Below are 16,496 nucleotides of genomic sequence, written 5' to 3'. Positions count from 1 at the left end.
CGACAGTTCGTCGATGTTGAGCATCACCATTGGACGGATTGGCACAGCGACGTAGACTCACGCCATGGCCCCGTCGTTGCAGCACCTCCTCGATCGTCACGCCCTCGGTCTCCGACTCGTCGTCGCCGGGACGGCCGGATCGCTCGAGCGTCCGGTGGCGTGGGTGTCGAGCTCCGACCTCCCGGACCCGACCCCGTTCCTGATCGCGGACCAGATCGTCCTGACGACCGGCACCCAGTTCGGCACGGCCGTGTCCGCCACGCAGGTGGAGGCGTACGTGGCACGCCTCGCCGCGGCGGGCGTCGCCGCCCTCGGGTTCGGCACCGAGGTCATCACCGCCGGCCCGCCGTCGGAACTCGCCCAGGCCTGTGCCGAGCACGGCGTCCCGCTGTTCGAGGTGCCCTACCGCACACCCTTCATCGCGGTCATCCGCTACGCCGCCGACCTCATCGCCGAAGCCGACCGGGAACGGGACGCCTGGGCCCTCGCCGCCCAGCGGTCCATCGCCTTCGCGGCGCTCCGCCCGGACGCCTCGCACGCGGTCGTGACCGAGCTCGCCCGCGCGCTCGGCGCCTGGGTCGTGCTGCTCGACGCCCATGCCGCGACCATCGCCGACGCCGCTGCCGACGGAGGGCGGCTCCGCGGCCGAGACCGCCTCGTCGAGCGGGTCGCGGAGGAGGCGCAGGGGCTCCTCCGACGCGGCCAGCGATCCGGGGCGACGTTCACGAGCCCGAGCGGGACGGTCTCGCTGCAGACGCTCGGCCGCCGCGGCGACCTCCGTGGGGTGCTCGCGATCGGCGGCGCCGACGGCCCGCTCGACGCCGCTGCCCAGGGCGTCGTGACCTCCGTCGTCGCGATCACGGGCCTCACCCTGGAACAGGGCGGGGCGCTCGGACGGGCCGGTCGAGCGTTACGGCTCGGCGTCTGGCGGTTGCTGCTCGCCGGTGAGTCCGATGCCGCCGGAACCGTCGCCGAGGAACTCGCGACGCCCCTCCCGTCGGGCGCCGTCCGCGTCGGCGTGGCCACCGCCGCCGACGACGGCCGGGAGGCGTTGCTCAGCGAGCTCGAGCGTGCCGCGGCGCTCGCCGTCGGGGACCTGTTCGTGGCGGAACACGACGGCCGACTGTCCCTGATCGCTTCCGACACGCCCGGCTTGGACGCCGTGCTTGAGGGGCTGTTCGGCGGCACGCCAGGCCGTCATCTCGGGCTGTCCCGTGCGGTCGGACTCGCGGACCTCGCCCTCGGTGTCGGCCAGGCGGTGTCGGCCCACGCGCAGGCGGCGGCCGAGGGACGGTCGATCGAGCGGTTCGGGGCGCTCGCGGTCGGTGGGATGACCGGCCTCCTCGACGCCGCACGGTCACGTCCGGTCGCGGAGGACCTCCTGGGGCCCGTGCTGCTCGCCGACCGCGAGGAGGGCTCAGCACTCGTCGAGAGTCTCCGGCAGTGGCTCGAGGCCAACGGCCAGTGGGATCCGGCCGCGAAACGCCTCGGGATCCATCGGCACACGCTGCGGAACCGGATCACCAGGGTGGAGCGGCTGCTGGAGCGCCCACTCGACACCTTCGCGGCGCGGACGGAGGTCTGGCTCGCGCTCGTGAGTCTCGAGGATGCGGGCTCGGGCTCGGGCTCAGGCTCGGGCAGCGCGCGGGACTGACCAGCGTGCGTCCGGTCGGCTACTCGCCCGAGGCCACCGGGGGCTCGTCGTGGAGCGAGCGGAGCGCGGTGACGACGTCGTCGTGCCAGCGGCGCGCGGTCGGCAGCACCCCGCCGAAGATGGGCGTGTCGTGCGTCGCGCCGAGGTAGAGCACCCCGCTCGCGTCGACGCCGTCGGCCCGGAGGGCGGCGAGGTACGCCGCACCGTCGCCGCGCAGCGGGTCGTATTCGGCCGTGAGGATCACCGCGCGCGGGAGGTCGGCGTGCGAACGGGCGAGCAGCGGCGACGCGTGGGGCTCCTTCGCCTGACGGCGGTCGAGGAGGTACGTCTTCGCCACGGACCGCAGCTCCTTGATCGCGAAGAAGCGCGGAATGCCCATCTCACGGACGGGTCGGAGGTCGATGTGGCCTCCGGTGAGGTCGGTGACGGGCACCTCGAGCAGTTGGAGACGGACCGGGCGCCGGCCGCGTTCGCGATTCAGCAGGGTGAGCGCCGCTGCGATGCTGCCGCCGGCCGACACCCCGGCCACGGCGATGCGTTCGGCGTCGACCCCGAGCGTCCTCGCCTCGGTGAAGAGCCACTCGAGCGCCGCATGGGCCTGCTCGAGTTGCGTCGGGTACCGGTGTTCCGGCGCGAGTGCGTAGTCGACGGCCGCGATCACGACGCCCGCGTCCGCCGCCCGCCGCCGGAAGCCCGCGTCGGTCGTCGGGTAGTCGATGCCGCCGATCCGGAACGCACCACCGAAGCAGGACAGGACGGCGGGCACCGGCGTACCGGCGTCGGAGCCCGGCGGGTAGTAGAGCCGCACACGGACGTCGGGGAACCCGGTGACGGGGACGGTGTGCTCCTCGATGCGCAAGGCCGGGCCGGGCACACCGACCGTCGCGAGTTCCTTCTTGTCCCAGTTGAGGGCCGCCTTGCGATGCTGCTTGCGGGTCTTCTTCCGGCGAGGGGCCGCCGTGGTGGTGGCCGCCGTCGTCTTCGGTGGCTGCTTCGGTCGACCAGGTTCCGGCGTCGTGTCCGGGGTCGGCTGCGGCCGCTTCACGGTCGTCGTCTTCGGCCGGAGGAAGAACGCCTTCGCCTGCTCGAGCGCACTCGAGATGAGGTAGGCACGGTGCGTCCGCGCCCGTTCCACGAAGATCGGATCGAGGGGCATGTCAGCTCGCCTGCTCTCATCGGGACAGTGGGTCACAGCAGTCTAGGGCTGGTGGCCCGAGGCGTTCGAGCCGTGGCGCTGAGGCGGTCGGTCGCATCCGTCGCCGCTGGTTCACCTGCTGTTCACCGGGCGTCCCGGCCCTGTTCGGGTGCCACTCATAGCGTGGCGGAGACGGCAACGGGGGAACCATGCACACGACGCTCACCGCTCACGTCGGCAAGGACGTCTTCGTCCGGCCGTCGCCCGTCGCCATGGTCTGGCAGGGGCCCGGCACGCGTCACCAGGCGATGGCGGTCCCGGGTGTCACCCTCGGGTCGGGAGACGTGCTCGTGGAGGTGGAGCTCGCGACGGTGTGCGGCTCCGACGTCCACACCGTCCTGGGGCACCGTGAAGCGGCGACGCCCCTCGTCCTCGGGCACGAACAGGTCGGTCGTGTCGTCGCGGTCGGCGGCCCGGTGACGGCGATGGACGGCACGCTCCTCGTGGCCGGCATGCGCGTCGTGTGGTCGGTCGTCGTGAGCTGCGGCGTCTGCGACCGGTGCTCCGCCGACCTCCAGCAGACCTGCCGCCGACGCGCCACGTACGGACACGACCGCGTGCATCGCGGGTGGGAGTTGAGCGGTGGGTTCGCGACCCACGTCGAGCTCCTCGAGGGCACGGCCATCGTCATCGTCGGGGAGACGCCGCCCGCCGCCGTCTTCGCACCCGCCTCCTGTGCAACGGCCACCGCGATCGCCGCACTCGACGCCGCCGGGCGCGACCTGACCGGAACCGCGGTCCTCGTCACCGGCGCGGGGATGCTCGGGCTCACGGTCACGGCCATCGCGACGGACGCCGGCGCGCGCGTCGTGGTGAGTGACCCCGATCCGGCCCGTCGCTCGCTCGCCGGGCGCTTCGGGGCGGTCGCGACCGTGGACCCGGCCGCCGGCGAGGCCGAGCACCTCGACCTCGCGCGTCTCGCGGCGGGTGTCGAGGGCTTCCCGGTCGCCCTCGAGGTGTCCGGTGAGGCGAGCGGCGTCGACGCCGCGATCGGCGCGCTGTCGATCGGCGGAACCGCGGTGCTCGTGGGCAGCGAGTCACCCGGCGCGCCGCTCGGCATCGACGCCGAACGCATCGTGCGCGGTCTCCTGACCGTGCGCGGCGTGCACGACTCCCGGCCGCGCGACCTGCAGCGAGCCGTCGACTTCCTGACCGGGGCGTGGCGCCGCTACCCCTTCGCCGAGCTGGTCGGTGCCGAGTTCGCGTTGGACGACGTCGATGAGGCGCTCATCGCCGCCGCGTCCGGTGCGTTCCCCCGGGTCGGGGTACGGCCCTGAGTCACCAGCGCTCGGAGCCGCGCATGACTCGGTGCGCCGCCCGGCCATCGCCGTCGCACGACGTGACCCCTTCGGGCGCCCCCCATTCCGGGGGCCAGCACACTGGCTTTTCCGCGGATTCCCGCCGATCCCGAGCCCCGAAACGCCCCGGATCACCCACCTTGTGGGGTATCCTCGGGCCATGACGGTCACGACTCGCCACCCCGGTGTGGTCCGGGTGGGTGGCCGCCTCATGATCGTGGATCCATTCGCGGAACGAGGCGAGCTCACCGCGGGTCAGGAGCGCGTCCACCAGCTCCGACGTCGGATCACCATCCTCCTCGGCACGTTCCTCCTTCTGGTCGGCTTCATCGTCGGTGCGGCCGTGGGTGTGCTCGTGGAGTGGATGCTCGTCCACGACGAGACCCGGTCCGTCTCACTCCCCGGCTTCGACCCGGAATGGGCCCCGGGACTCGACGTCGTCGGCGCACTGCTCGGCGTGATCCTCGTCGCCGTCCTCCTGCTCGTCTGGGCCGAGCGGCGGAACCACCATCGTCGGCTGGACGGCGGTCACCAGCCATCGCGCTGGGTCGACCCGCTCAACGACCACCTGATCGGCCTGAGCGACGACGTCTCCTGGACGTCACTCTGGACGCTCACCCGCATGTACGCCACCGCCGAACGGTTGCAGCGCGAGCTGATGGAGCGCAGCGCGGCTCGACGCGAGGTGGGAGCCGACGACGAGTGCGACCTCGTCGAGGCGCAGCTCGCTGCCGACGACGCGCGCGACGCGCTCGAGAAGACGGCCCAGCTCATGGGCGTCATCGTGCCGGAGGGGCCGCTGCCCGACGCACAGGCCATCGCGGCCGACGGTGCGCGACTCCGAGCCCGTCGACGCATGCTCTGAGCGGCCTGCGCTGAGCTGAGCTGCCGTCGGCGAGACCCTCGCCGTGGTCAGCGAGCGTGCGGGAGGCCCGTGAGGCGTTCGAGGAGTTCGCGGTACCGTGCCGCGGTCTGCGTGACGATCTCGGACGGCAGCGTCGGCGGCGTGGGGGTCGCCTCGTCGTGCTGGTCCCAGTTGTGGGCGAGCCAGTTGCGCACGATCTGCTTGTCGAAGCTGGCCATGCGCTCGGTGGGGTCGTCGCCGGCGAGGTAGACGTCGCGATCCCAGTACCGGCTGGAGTCGGAGGTGAGCACCTCGTCCCCGAGGGTGATGACGCCGGTCTCCGGGTTCCGGCCGAACTCGAACTTCGTGTCGGCGAGGATCACCCCGTGGCGCTCGGCGGTCATCGACGCCGTCCGGTAGATCTCGAGGGACAGATCCTTCAGGGCGACCGCGTCGTCCTCGCCGATGAGCTCGACCATGCGACTGAACGAGATGTTCTCGTCGTGCTCGCCGAGCGGTGCCTTGTACGCGGGCGTGAAGAGCGGCTCCGGCAGCTGGTCGCCGTCGCGCAGTCCGTCCGGCAGGGGGATGCCGCAGACGGTGCGGCTGGCGACGTACTCCTTCCAACCGGAGCCCGTCAGGTAGCCGCGCACGACGCACTCGACGGGGAACATGTCGAGCTTCCGGACGAGCATCGCCCGGCCGGCGAACGCGTCGGGGATCGTCGCGACGGCGACACCCGAGGCGTCGAGTCGGTGGTCGGGGACGAGGTGGTTCGGGACGTCCCGCAGCTGGTCGAACCACCAGAGGCTCAGGCTGGTGAGGAGCTCGCCCTTGCCGGGGATGCCCGGTTCGAGGACGTGGTCGAAGGCGCTCACGCGGTCGCTCGCCACGACGAGCAGGACGTCCTCGGGGCCCTCGGCCGGTTCGTACAGATCTCGGACCTTGCCCGAGTAGACGTGGTTCCAGTCGTTGGTGTCCGAGGATGCGCTCACCCCACCAGTATCCTGCATCGGCGGCATGCGGGACCGACGGCGGGCTTGCGAGGGTGGGTGCATGGGCGTATATTCCACCCGCGCCCTCGCCTGGCATGTGCCGGGTGCCCGCGCCCCACTCCACGAGCAGGCCGTGCGACCTCCTCCTCCCCGCAGAAAGCGACACCATGTCCACCTCCTCGTCCACGCCACCGCAGGGTGTCAGCGGTCCGGCCCCGGGAGCGGTGCGGCCGTGGCCGGCCCTCTGGTCCCTGGTCATCGGCTTCTTCATGATCCTGATCGACACCACCATCGTGTCGGTCGCGAACCCGGCGATCATGCGCGGCCTCGACACCGACATCAACAACGTCATCTGGGTGACGAGCGCGTACCTGCTCGCCTACGCGGTGCCGTTGCTCATCACCGGCCGCCTCGGCGACCGCTTCGGGCCGAAGAACCTCTACCTCGTCGGCCTCGTCGTCTTCACGCTCGCGTCACTCTGGTGCGGGTTCTCCGGCACCATCGAGACGCTGATCGTCGCGCGCGTCGTGCAGGGGCTCGGCGCCGCGCTCATGACGCCGCAGACCATGGCCGTCATCACGCGCATCTTCCCGCCCGACCGCCGCGGCGCGGCCATGGGTCTCTGGGGTGCGACCGCCGGTGTCGCGACCCTCGTCGGCCCGATCCTCGGCGGGGTGCTCGTCGACGGCTTCGGTTGGGAGTGGATCTTCTTCATCAACGTGCCCGTCGGCATCGTCGGGTTCATCATGGTCTGGCGCAACGTGCCCGCCCTCGCCACCCACCCGCACCGCTTCGACATCCTCGGCGTCGTGCTCAGCGGGCTCGGCATGTTCCTGCTCGTGTTCGGTATCCAGGAGGGCCAGAGCTACGAGTGGGGGACGATCGCCGGCCCGATCACCGTGTGGAGCCTCATCATCGCGGGGGTCGTCGTGCTGGCCCTCTTCGTCGTCTGGCAGGCCGTCATGAAGGGCGAGCCGCTGCTCCCGCTGGCGCTCTTCCGCGACCGCAACTTCTCGGTCGGCAACCTGGCGATCTCGACGATCGGCTTCACGGTGACGAGCCTGTCGCTGCCGCTCGTGTTCTTCTACCAGACGGTGCGCGGGCTGACCCCGACGCAGTCGGCGCTCATGCTCGTCCCGATGGCCGTGCTGTCCGCCGGGCTGGCGCCGGTCGTCGGTCGGGCCATCGACCGCGTGAACCCGAAGTGGTTCGCGCTCGCCGGGCTCCTGCTGCTCGCGCTGTCGCTCGGGTGGTACTCGATCCTGCTGACACCGGAGCAGCCGATCCTCATGCTGCTGCTCCCGAGCGCCGTCCTCGGCCTGGCGAACGGGTTCATGTGGGGTCCGGTCTCGAACCTCACCACCCGTGGTCTGCCACAGCACCAGGCGGGCGCCGGCTCGGGTGTCTTCAACACCACCCGTCAGATCGGTGCCGTCCTCGGCAGCGCAGCCATCGCCGCCCTCATCCAGGGTCGACTCGCGGCGGAACTCCCGGCGGCTCCCGGTGGGGCGACCGGCGGCGTGAGCGAGGTGACCGGCGGGGAGCTCCCCGAGGCCCTGCACGCGGGCTTCACCGCGGCGATGTCGCAGTCGCTGCTCCTCCCGGCAGGGTTCGCCCTCCTCGGCGCGATCATCGTCCTGTTCTTCCAGAAGCCGAAGGCTGCGGCGTGGTCGACGCCCGAGACCCAGCACGGCCAGGCCGCTGCGGCTGCCGAGGCCGCGCGGGTCGAGACGGAGTAGCCGGACGCTGCGGCGGCGCCGGGCGGGTCAGGGGGCGAGGAGCTCCGTGACCGTCCTGGTGTCGCCGTTCCAGAACCGGAGGCCGAGGACCTCACCGTCCGGAAGCGGCCCGAGCGAGGCCAGTGCCTCGAGCGCGGCTCCGGTCTGCTCCGCGACGATGCGTCGGGAGAGCGTGACGTGCGGCGTCCAGGCTCCCGGTCGCGTGTGGTCGAACCCACCCTCGACCACGGCGGCGACCCGACGGTGCAGCGCGAGGAGTTCCAGGGTCGGCACGACGCCGAGCGCGAGCACCGCGCCCGATCGGCGCGGGAAGGTCAGCGGCGCCCCGAGCCGGACGGAGAACGGCTCGAAGACCGGCCGCCCATGCAGGTCCAGTGTCTCCCCGGCGAGCAGGGTGATGTGCGGGCGGTTGCTGGCGCCCTGATGCGTCGACAGGCTCGGCAGGCCGAGGTCCGACAGGGCACGCCAGCGCGCTCGGACGGCAGCGTCGAGCTCGTCGTCGAAGGTCAGATCGACGCTGTGCACCATCAGTCCGTCGCCACCGGCCAGACGTCGTCCAGCGTCGCCGGGTCGTCGAGGACCTCGGCGCTGGCGTGGAAGTCGGGGTACGGGAGGAACGTCTGCACCGCACCAGTCAACACCGGACGGGTTCTCGGTGGCAGGGCTTGCGGTCGGGCCTCAGTCAGCGGGGAAGAACGGGGTCACGGCGGCGGCGAAGGACCGCGGCTGCTCGACCCAGGGGTAGTGGCCGCAGCCGTCGAGCACGATCGCCTGCCCGAGCGGGAAGCGCTTCGCGAGGTCGAGGACCGGTGCGAGTCCGGTGAGGCCGTCCTCGGATCCGGCGACGACGAGGACGGGTGCCGCGAGGTGGCGGAGCGCGTCGCGGAGGTCCTCGACCTCGTCGGGCGTCGGCGTGTGGACGAACGCGTCCTGCGCCGCCGGGTGCCAGGCGCCCAGTCGCTCGTGCTCCTGCGCCGTCTCGTCCCAGTCGCCCCAGGCGATGGGGGCGACCGCGGGGAAGAGCCGGTTGCCGGTCGCCGAGTCCGGCGCGGCGAGGAGCGCCGGGAGCGCGTCGAGGAAGCCCGGGTACCAGTCCGCGGCGGCGTGCCGGGCGATGATCTCGGCGCTGTCGTCATCAGCGTCCACCAGCCAGGTGGCCGGAGGGGTGACGAGGCAGAGGCGGTCGAGGTGCTGCGGGTACCGGGCGGCGTAACTGATCGCGACCCGCGTGCCGGCGGAGTGGGCGAGCAGCTCGAAACGGTCGAGGCCCAACCACAGACGGACCGCCTCCACGTCCTCAGCGAGTTCCGGCCACCTCGCCGTCGTCCCGGCCGGGCCGGCGTCCGACTCGCCGACCCCACGCTGGTGGAGGACGATCAACCGCCGGCGAGTGCTCAGACCGCCGAGGTCGCCGAGGTAGACCGGGTGGCGGGCCGGGCCGCCGGCGAGCACGACCAACGGCGGGAGCGACTCGTCGCCGATGACGTCGACGTGCAGGCGTGTGCCGTCGTGACTCGTGAGGCTCGGCATGGTGTCGGTCGTCGTGGCGTCAGGAGACGCGTGCGGCGATGTCGGTGCGGTACTGCCCGCCCTCGAGCTCGATGCGCGACAGCGCCTCGTACGCCCGGCCCCGCGCCTCGGCGAAGGTCGACCCGAGCGCCACCACGTTGAGCACACGACCGCCCGTGGCGACGAGCCCGCCGTCGACGTCCGCCGTCGCGGCGTGCACCAGGTGGACGCCCTCCACCGCGACCGCGGCGTCGAGACCGGTGATCCCGCGCCCGGTGACCGGCGTCTCCGGGTAGTTCTGGCTCGCGAGCACCACGGTGACGGCGCTGGCCTCGGCGAAGGCCGGGCGCGGCTGCTCGCCGAGGGTGCCGGTGGCCGAACCGAGGAGGAGTGCCGACAGCGGCGTCACGAGGCGCGGCAGCACGACCTGCGTCTCGGGGTCGCCGAACCGGGCGTTGAACTCGATTACGCGGATGCCGCGCTCGGTGAGGATGAGGCCGGCGTAGAGCAGCCCCTGGAACGGGTTGCCCTCCGAGGCCAGCTGCCGGACGACCGGCATCGCGACGGTCTCGAGGACCTCGTCGACGAAGGCGGTCTCGCTGCCAAAGCGGTTGTCGAGCCAGGGCAGCGGCGAGTACGCGCCCATGCCGCCGGTGTTCGGCCCGGCGTCGCCGTCGAGCAGGCGCTTGTAGTCCTGCGCCGGGGACAGGGGGAGTACCGTCTCGCCGTCGGTGATGAAGAAGAGGGAGACCTCCTGGCCGTCGAGGAACTCCTCCACGAGGATGCCGCCGTAGCCGAGCCAGTTGGTCGCGTGCTGGATGGCCGCTTCGCGGTCGTGGGTGACGAGGACGCCCTTGCCCGCGGCGAGGCCGTCGGCCTTGACGACGTAGGGGGCGCCGAACTCGTCGAGGGCGGCGATCGCCGCGTCGAGGTCCTCGGCACGGACGGCGCGGCCCGTGGGCACACCGGCTTCGTCCATGATGCGCTTGGCGAAGGACTTCGAGCCCTCGAGGGCGGCGGCGGAGCGGTTGGGGCCGAAGACCGGGATGCCGGCGGCGCGCAGCTTGTCGGCCACGCCGGCGACGAGCGGCGCCTCCGGACCGATGACGACGAGGTCGACCGCTTCGTCGCGGGCGAAGTCGCGGACGATCGACGGGTTCTCCTGGTCGATGCCGACCACGGTCACATCCCCCGCGATGCCCGCGTTGCCGGGGGCGGCGATGATGTGGTGCCCGGCCTCTTCGGAGAGGAGAGCCTTGATGATGGCGTGCTCGCGGGCACCGGAACCGAGGACGAGGATCTTCACCCGTCTAGCTTAAGGCGCAATGCCCTAGCCTCGGATGCATGGTCAGACCCAGGATCACCGACGCCGTCGGTCGCGCCGCCCTCGAGCAGGCGCTCGGTGACGGACCGGTGGCGCGCACCGACATGGCGACCGCGGTGCGGTACCTGCTGGAGCTCCTCGTCGAACGGGCGCCGGGCAACACCGTCGAGGTACGGGTGCCGCCGTTCGGAGCGGTGCAGTGCATCGAGGGCCCGCGGCACACCCGGGGAACACCGCCGAACGTCGTGGAGATGGACGCGTCCACCTGGCTCGCCCTCGCCTCGGGCCGCATCGACTGGGCCGCGGCGATGGCCGGAGGGACGGTCCACGCTTCGGGGCAACGGGCGGACCTCTCCGGTCTCGTGCCCCTGCTCCTGCCGCGCTGAGCCCTGCCGCCGACCGCCGACCGACGCGGCTCCCACCCGGGCCGGCTGCAGCGGCGTCCGGGTACATTGGTGCGGTGACCTCCAACATCGACCCAGCGACGAGCCGTCCCGACGACGCCGAGCCCGCCGGCGCCCACGATCCCCTCGACGCCGTCGAGGAGACGACGCTCGACGCCACGATCGTCATCCCCACGTACAACGGTGAGATGTACCTCGAGCAGATCCTCACCGCGATCGAGGGGCAGGAGTACGACGGCACCTTCGAGACCCTGGTGATCGACTCCGGGTCGACCGACCGCACCCTCGACATCGTCGCCGCGCATCCGGACGTCCGCCTGCACGTCATCCCGAACAGCGAGTTCGGTCACGGCAGGACCCGCCAGCTCGCAGCCCGGCTCGCCCGTGGCAAGGTCGTCGCCTACCTGACGCACGACGCGATCCCCGGCGATGCACGGTGGCTGCACGAGCTCACCGCGCCGCTCGATCCCGACGGCATGGACGTCGTCGCGGTCATGGGCAAGCAGGTCGCCCGCCCGAACTGCTTCCCGCTGCTGAAGTACGAGATCACCGACGTCTTCCGCAACTTCGGACCGGACTTCGGGACGACGGTCTTCGCGAACGACGGCTTCGCCGACGGGAACGGCGGCCTGCTCGACGCCCTCGCGTTCTACTCCGACGTCAACTCGGCCACGCGGCGAGAGCTCCTGCTCGGTGACATCCCCTACCGCGACCTGCCCTACTCCGAGGACATGGCGTTCGGTGCCGACATCATCGCGGCGGGCCTACGGAAGGCGTACGCACCGCGCGGCTGGGTGATCCACTCCAACGACCTCACGCTCGACGAGTACCGCAAGCGCATCTTCGATGAGACGACGGCGCTCCGCCGCATCGGCAAGCCCGTCACACGCGTGAGCCGGTTCCGTCAGGTGGCCTACACGGTGTTCGGCGCCCTGCGCGACGCGAAGCGGATCGTCCGAGACCGGCAGTACGGTTGGAAGCGCCGTGCGTACTGGTTCGTCATGAACCCCGCGTACCACGCGGCGAAGTGGAGCAGCTACTACGTCGCCTCCCGCGTCGACCTGAACGACGAGGCCGCCATGCGTGCCGGCTCGTTGGAACACAGCCGCAAGTAACCCATCGCATGTAGGCCGCGGCTGAGTCTCCGTCAGCCGATCTCGCGCAGGAGGGCGAGCCGGCTGCGCGTCCGGACCGCGTCGCGGGCGAAGCCGCCCCGGCCGAGGCCGGGAGCAGTGATGAAGGTCTCCCGGTCGGTCGCCGCGACGACGTGCAGTTCGACGCCGAGGTCGCAGAGCGCGTCGACGAGGTGGACGAACCGGGCGCGAGCCTCACGGGTGAGCTCGTGGGACGCCGGCAGCGCGTCGAGCACCCACCGGTCGTAATCCGCCGTCCAGGCGAGGTAGTCGCCGACGGACGTCGGACGCTCGAGGAGCTCCGCCGCGGTGAACCAGACGGTGCCGTCGCCCGCGGCGGCCGCGCGAAAGGTGTGCCCGCTGATCGCCAGCGTCGTCGCCTCGTCGGGACGGGGACGGTGGAGGCCGAGGGTGGCGAGGTGGGCGTCCGCGGCCTCGCCGGCGACGGACCAGCTGCCCCGGGCGAAGCCGTCGCGTCTGCGGATCGGGGAGGTACGGCGGTGATCCGCCGAACCGCCGAGCTCGACCACGGTCATGTTCGCCTCGATCATCGCGATGCCCGGCTCGAAGAGGTGGTGGTACACCGGATCGGGCAGGAGGTCCTGCGGCCGGAAGTTCGAACTCGTCAACAGGGTCACCTGCCGGGCGAAGAGCGCCTCGAGCAGCCGGATCATGAGCATGCCGTCACCCGGATCGTGCACGTGGAACTCGTCGAAGAGCACGACGTCGACGTCGTCGAGCAGTTCGTCGACGGCCTGCTCGACCGCGTTCACGACCGCTCCGGCCGCCGCGCGGGAGCCGGCGCCGGGCTCACCCGTCGCCCGGGCGGCGTCGGCGGCCTCGGTGCGGAGCCGATGGATCGAGGCGTGCAGCCCGCGGAAGAAGGAGTGGAAGTGGACCCGTCCTCTCCGCGGCGTCGGGAGGGCGGCGAAGAACGCGTCGAGCAGCCAGGTCTTGCCGCGACCGGCGGCACCCCAGAGATACAGGTGTGCAGGCTCGTCCCCGCCGATCGGCAAGGCCGCCAGCCGGCGCACCACCTCGAGCTGTTCGGGCTCCAGGGTGAAGCCGGCGTCGCGCGCGGCGGCGACGACGGCCGCGAGCACGTCCTGCTCGGACGCGTCGTCGGACGGGATCCTCCCAGTCGTCTCGATCGTGTCCACCGCTCGATCGTAGTCGCCGACGGATGTCGGCCTGCGTTCACCATCGGTTCACGGTGGCCGGGATCGTGGGGGAGAATGGAGTCATGACAGATGCCACCGGGCAGCCAGCGCCGGAAGCTCAGCTCCCCTCCGAATCCGCCACCGACACCGAGGTCGCGACCGTGTACTCCTCGGGGTCCGTCGCCGTCCGCCGCTCGCCCCGCTACTGGCGGTTCCTCGTCATCGGGGCCTTCGTGGGCATCATCGCGGCCCTCGTCCTCACCTTCGCGTTCCCGACGAGCCCCGACTACTCGCTCACCCAGGTCTTCGGCTTCCTGCTGCTCGTGTGCATCGTGGTCTTCGGTGCCGCCGCCCTCGGGATCGGCCTCCTCATCGACCGCTCGATGGCACGACGGACCCGGATCGTCCGAGCGGATAGAGTTGACGTGCATCCAGCCGGAACCCCCGCGGCAGACGCGGAGCCGACCGGTCCCGCGAGTGCCGAGCCAGGTGAGTCCGGCCCCCCGAATCCACCCACCGCAGAAGGTTCAGGACGGTCATGACCTCATCCACCACCTATCGGGAAGCCGGTGTCGACACCGCAGCCGGTGACCGCGCCGTCGACCTCATGAAGGCTGCCGTCGCCAAGACGCACGGCCCCGAGGTGTTCGGTGGGTTCGGTGGCTTCGCCGGCCTCTTCGACGCCTCGGCGCTCACCTCCTTCCGTCGCCCGCTGCTCGCGACCTCCACCGACGGCGTCGGCACGAAGGTCGCGATCGCGCAGGCGATCGACAAGCACGACACCATCGGTCAGGACCTCGTCGGCATGGTCGTCGACGACATCGTCGTGGTGGGCGCGAAGCCGCTCTTCATGACCGACTACATCGCCTGCGGCAAGGTGCACCCCGAGCGCATCGCCTCGATCGTGTCGGGCATCGCCCGCGCCTGTTCCGACACCGGTACCGCACTCATCGGTGGCGAGACGGCCGAGCACCCCGGGCTCCTCGGGGTCGACGACTACGACGTCGCCGGAGCCTGCACCGGAGCCGTCGAAGCGGATGCGATCCTCGGGGAGCACCGGGTGGAGGACGGCGACGTCATCCTCGCCCTCGCGTCCTCCGGTCTGCACTCGAACGGCTTCTCCCTCGTCCGCCACATCCTCGCCCAGGCGGGCGTCGGCTACAGCGACCACAGCGACGAGCTCGGCACCACCTTCGGTGAGGCCCTCCTGGAACCGACGCGCCTCTACACCCTCCCGCTCCTGCGCCTGCTCGACGCCCCCGCGTTCGCCGGCGGCGTGCACTCGCTCAGCCACGTCACGGGCGGCGGCATCGCCGCGAACCTCGCACGCGTCCTCCCGAAGGGCTCCTGGGCCGAGGTCGACCGCTCCACCTGGAGCCCCGCTCCCGTGTTCCGCACCTTGAGCGACCTCGCAGGCTCCACGCTGGAGTCCAGCGAAGGCACCTGGAACCTCGGTGTCGGGTTCTTCGCCGTCGTGTCGCCCGCGCTGGCGGCCGACATCACCGCGGCGCTCGAGGCCGACGGCATCGCGACCTGGCAGGTCGGCACCGTGCACCTCGGTGCAGACGCCGCCACCCACGACCTCACCGGCTTCGAGCAGGGCGCGAAGGGGGTCGACGGCGGCGCCGTCCGCCTCGTCGGCGCCTACCGCGACTGACGCCACCGCCGCACGTCCCGCTTCCCTCCGTTCCGTCACTCGCCCAGCACGAACCACAAGGAGTCCCCACGCATGTGCGGCATCGTCGGCATCGTCTCAACCGAGCCTGCCAATCAGCAGGTCTACGACAGCCTCCTGCTCCTGCAGCACCGCGGTCAGGACTCCACCGGCATCGCCACCGCCGACGGCAGCACCTTCCACATGGTGAAGGCGAAGGGTCAGGTACGGGAGGCCTTCCGCACCCGCGACATGCGCTCGCTGCTCGGCAACATGGGGCTAGGGCACGTGCGCTACGCGACGAAGGGCGACGCCGCCAACGAGAGCGAGGCGCAGCCGTTCTACGTGAACGCGCCCTACGGCATCACGCTCATCCACAACGGCAACCTCACGAACACGCGTGAGCTCAGCAAGGACCTGTTCCACGTCGACCGCCGTCACGTGAACTCCACGAGCGACACCGAACTCCTCCTCAACGTGCTCGCGACGGAGCTGCAGGGGCAGATCAGCGGCCTCGACCTCGACCCCGACCAGGTGTTCAACGCCGTGGAGAACGTCCACGAGCGCGTCGAGGGCTCCTACGCGACGATCGCCCTCATCGCCGGCCACGGGCTGCTCGCCTTCCGCGACCCGTTCGGCATCCGCCCGCTCATCCTCGGGAAGCGCCAGACGGGTCTGGTCGGGAACGACTGGGTCGTCGCCTCGGAGTCGCTCGTCCTCGAGGCCGGTGGCTACGAGACCGTGCGCGAGATCGCCCCGGGTGAGGCCGTCTTCATCACCGCCTCCGGCGAGCTCTACTCCCGTCAGTGCGCCAAGAACCCCCGGCTCGTCCCGTGTTCCTTCGAGTACGTCTACCTCGCGCGACCCGACTCGGTCATGAACGGCATCTCGGTCTACGAGGCACGGCTGCGGCTCGGCAACCGGCTCGCCGACACGATCGCCGAGTACACACCGATGGGCGACATCGACGTCGTCATGCCGATCCCCGACTCCTCACGGCCCGCGGCCATGCAGGTGGCGCAGAAGCTCGGCATCGAGTACCGCGAGGGCTTCTACAAGAACCGCTACGTGGGCCGCACCTTCATCATGCCGGGCCAGGCCCAGCGCAAGAAGAGCGTGCGCCAGAAGCTCAACGCCATGGGGTCGGAGTTCAAGGGCAAGAACATCCTCATCGTGGACGACTCGATCGTGCGCGGGACCACCTCGAAGGAGATCGTCGACATGGCCCGGCTCGCCGGCGCCAACAAGGTGACGTTCACCTCTGCTGCCCCACCCGTCCGGTACCCGCACGTGTACGGCATCAACATGCCGTCGCGGCAGGAACTCGTCGCGCACGGGAAGAAGATCCCCGACATCGCCCGCGAGCTGGGCGCCGACAACCTCATCTACCAGGAGGTCGCCGACATGAAGGCCGCCATCCTCGAGGGGTCCGGCATCAGCGACCTCGAGATGAGCTGCTTCACCGGTGAGTACGTCACGGGCACCGTCTCCGAGGAGTACCTCGAGTGGGTCGAGCGCTCGCAGCTCTCCTGAGCAGCTGCACCCCCGCACCTGAACGACGACGGCGCGCGATCCCCGAGGGGATCG

Annotated in this window: 15 protein-coding genes; 9 read left to right on the top strand and 6 right to left on the bottom strand. The window is 71.3% G+C overall.

What is annotated here, in order from left to right; translation table 11 throughout:
* Window positions 1–64 precede the first annotated feature (64 nt).
* Window positions 65–1,654 carry a PucR family transcriptional regulator gene (locus ASF68_RS07285; protein ID WP_056008736.1) on the top strand — a complete coding sequence of 530 codons (1,590 nt, stop codon included), beginning with the start codon at window positions 65–67 and terminating at the stop codon, window positions 1,652–1,654.
* Between the two features lie 19 nt (window positions 1,655–1,673).
* On the opposite strand, the gene ASF68_RS07280 is transcribed toward ASF68_RS07285, so the two are convergent.
* Window positions 1,674–2,810 carry an alpha/beta hydrolase gene (locus tag ASF68_RS07280; RefSeq protein WP_056008734.1) on the bottom strand — a complete coding sequence of 379 codons (1,137 nt, stop codon included), beginning with the start codon at window positions 2,808–2,810 and terminating at the stop codon, window positions 1,674–1,676.
* Between the two features lie 188 nt (window positions 2,811–2,998).
* Between ASF68_RS07280 and ASF68_RS07275 the strand changes: the two genes are divergently transcribed.
* Both ASF68_RS07275 and ASF68_RS07270 read left to right on the top strand, forming a co-directional pair.
* Entirely contained in the window at window positions 2,999–4,126 is a 1,128-nt protein-coding gene (locus ASF68_RS07275; RefSeq protein WP_056008733.1) for an alcohol dehydrogenase catalytic domain-containing protein, read from the top strand.
* Between the two features lie 181 nt (window positions 4,127–4,307).
* On the top strand, window positions 4,308–5,012 hold the full coding sequence (locus ASF68_RS07270; protein ID WP_056008731.1) for a hypothetical protein: 705 nt from the start codon (window positions 4,308–4,310) through the stop codon (window positions 5,010–5,012).
* Window positions 5,013–5,059: 47 nt separating this feature from the next.
* Here ASF68_RS07270 and ASF68_RS07265 read toward each other — a convergent pair whose 3' ends face one another.
* Window positions 5,060–6,004 carry a phosphoribosylaminoimidazolesuccinocarboxamide synthase gene (locus ASF68_RS07265; RefSeq protein ID WP_056011536.1) on the bottom strand — a complete coding sequence of 315 codons (945 nt, stop codon included), beginning with the start codon at window positions 6,002–6,004 and terminating at the stop codon, window positions 5,060–5,062.
* 149 nt (window positions 6,005–6,153) lie between these two features.
* Here ASF68_RS07265 and ASF68_RS07260 point away from each other — a divergent pair, with 149 nt between their 5' ends.
* Entirely contained in the window at window positions 6,154–7,725 is a 1,572-nt protein-coding gene (locus tag ASF68_RS07260) for a DHA2 family efflux MFS transporter permease subunit (protein ID WP_056008729.1), read from the top strand.
* A 27-nt stretch (window positions 7,726–7,752) separates the two neighbouring features.
* On the opposite strand, the gene ASF68_RS07255 is transcribed toward ASF68_RS07260, so the two are convergent.
* From ASF68_RS07255 to purD, 3 genes are all read right to left on the bottom strand, one after another.
* Complete coding sequence (locus tag ASF68_RS07255) at window positions 7,753–8,253, bottom strand: 2'-5' RNA ligase family protein (protein ID WP_056008727.1); 501 nt, start codon at window positions 8,251–8,253, stop codon at window positions 7,753–7,755.
* A 150-nt stretch (window positions 8,254–8,403) separates the two neighbouring features.
* Window positions 8,404–9,255, bottom strand: a complete 852-nt coding sequence (locus tag ASF68_RS07250) for an alpha/beta fold hydrolase (protein ID WP_056008724.1) — start codon at window positions 9,253–9,255, stop codon at window positions 8,404–8,406.
* A gap of 19 nt (window positions 9,256–9,274) precedes the next feature.
* Window positions 9,275–10,540: a phosphoribosylamine--glycine ligase gene (gene purD / locus ASF68_RS07245; protein WP_056008722.1), complete on the bottom strand. Its 1,266-nt coding sequence runs from the start codon at window positions 10,538–10,540 to the stop codon at window positions 9,275–9,277.
* Between the two features lie 38 nt (window positions 10,541–10,578).
* Between purD and ASF68_RS07240 the strand changes: the two genes are divergently transcribed.
* Window positions 10,579–10,944 (top strand): sterol carrier family protein, encoded by a 366-nt coding sequence (locus tag ASF68_RS07240; RefSeq protein WP_056008719.1) that lies wholly within the window; start codon window positions 10,579–10,581, stop codon window positions 10,942–10,944.
* A gap of 74 nt (window positions 10,945–11,018) precedes the next feature.
* On the top strand, window positions 11,019–12,077 hold the full coding sequence (locus tag ASF68_RS07235) for a glycosyltransferase family 2 protein (RefSeq protein ID WP_235526766.1): 1,059 nt from the start codon (window positions 11,019–11,021) through the stop codon (window positions 12,075–12,077).
* 32 nt (window positions 12,078–12,109) lie between these two features.
* On the opposite strand, the gene zapE is transcribed toward ASF68_RS07235, so the two are convergent.
* Complete coding sequence (zapE, locus tag ASF68_RS07230; RefSeq protein ID WP_056008716.1) at window positions 12,110–13,255, bottom strand: cell division protein ZapE; 1,146 nt, start codon at window positions 13,253–13,255, stop codon at window positions 12,110–12,112.
* 83 nt (window positions 13,256–13,338) lie between these two features.
* On the opposite strand from zapE, the gene ASF68_RS19030 reads away from it, so the two are divergent.
* The 3 genes from ASF68_RS19030 (at window position 13,339) to purF (ending at window position 16,442) form a co-directional block, all read left to right on the top strand.
* The gene (locus tag ASF68_RS19030; protein ID WP_200936395.1) at window positions 13,339–13,797 is read left to right on the top strand and encodes a hypothetical protein; all 459 of its coding nucleotides are present in this window, start codon (window positions 13,339–13,341) and stop codon (window positions 13,795–13,797) included.
* Window positions 13,794–14,912: a phosphoribosylformylglycinamidine cyclo-ligase gene (gene purM, locus ASF68_RS07220; protein WP_056008712.1), complete on the top strand. Its 1,119-nt coding sequence runs from the start codon at window positions 13,794–13,796 to the stop codon at window positions 14,910–14,912. Before ASF68_RS19030 ends, purM begins: the two co-directional genes overlap by 4 nt.
* Window positions 14,913–14,984: 72 nt before the next feature.
* A complete protein-coding gene (gene purF / locus ASF68_RS07215) occupies window positions 14,985–16,442 on the top strand; it encodes an amidophosphoribosyltransferase (protein ID WP_056008709.1) in 1,458 nt (485 codons plus the stop codon).
* Window positions 16,443–16,496 lie beyond the last annotated feature (54 nt).

Source organism: Plantibacter sp. Leaf314, from assembly GCF_001423185.1.
Lineage (GTDB): Bacteria > Actinomycetota > Actinomycetes > Actinomycetales > Microbacteriaceae > Plantibacter.
This window is presented reverse-complemented; position numbering and strand designations above follow the sequence as displayed.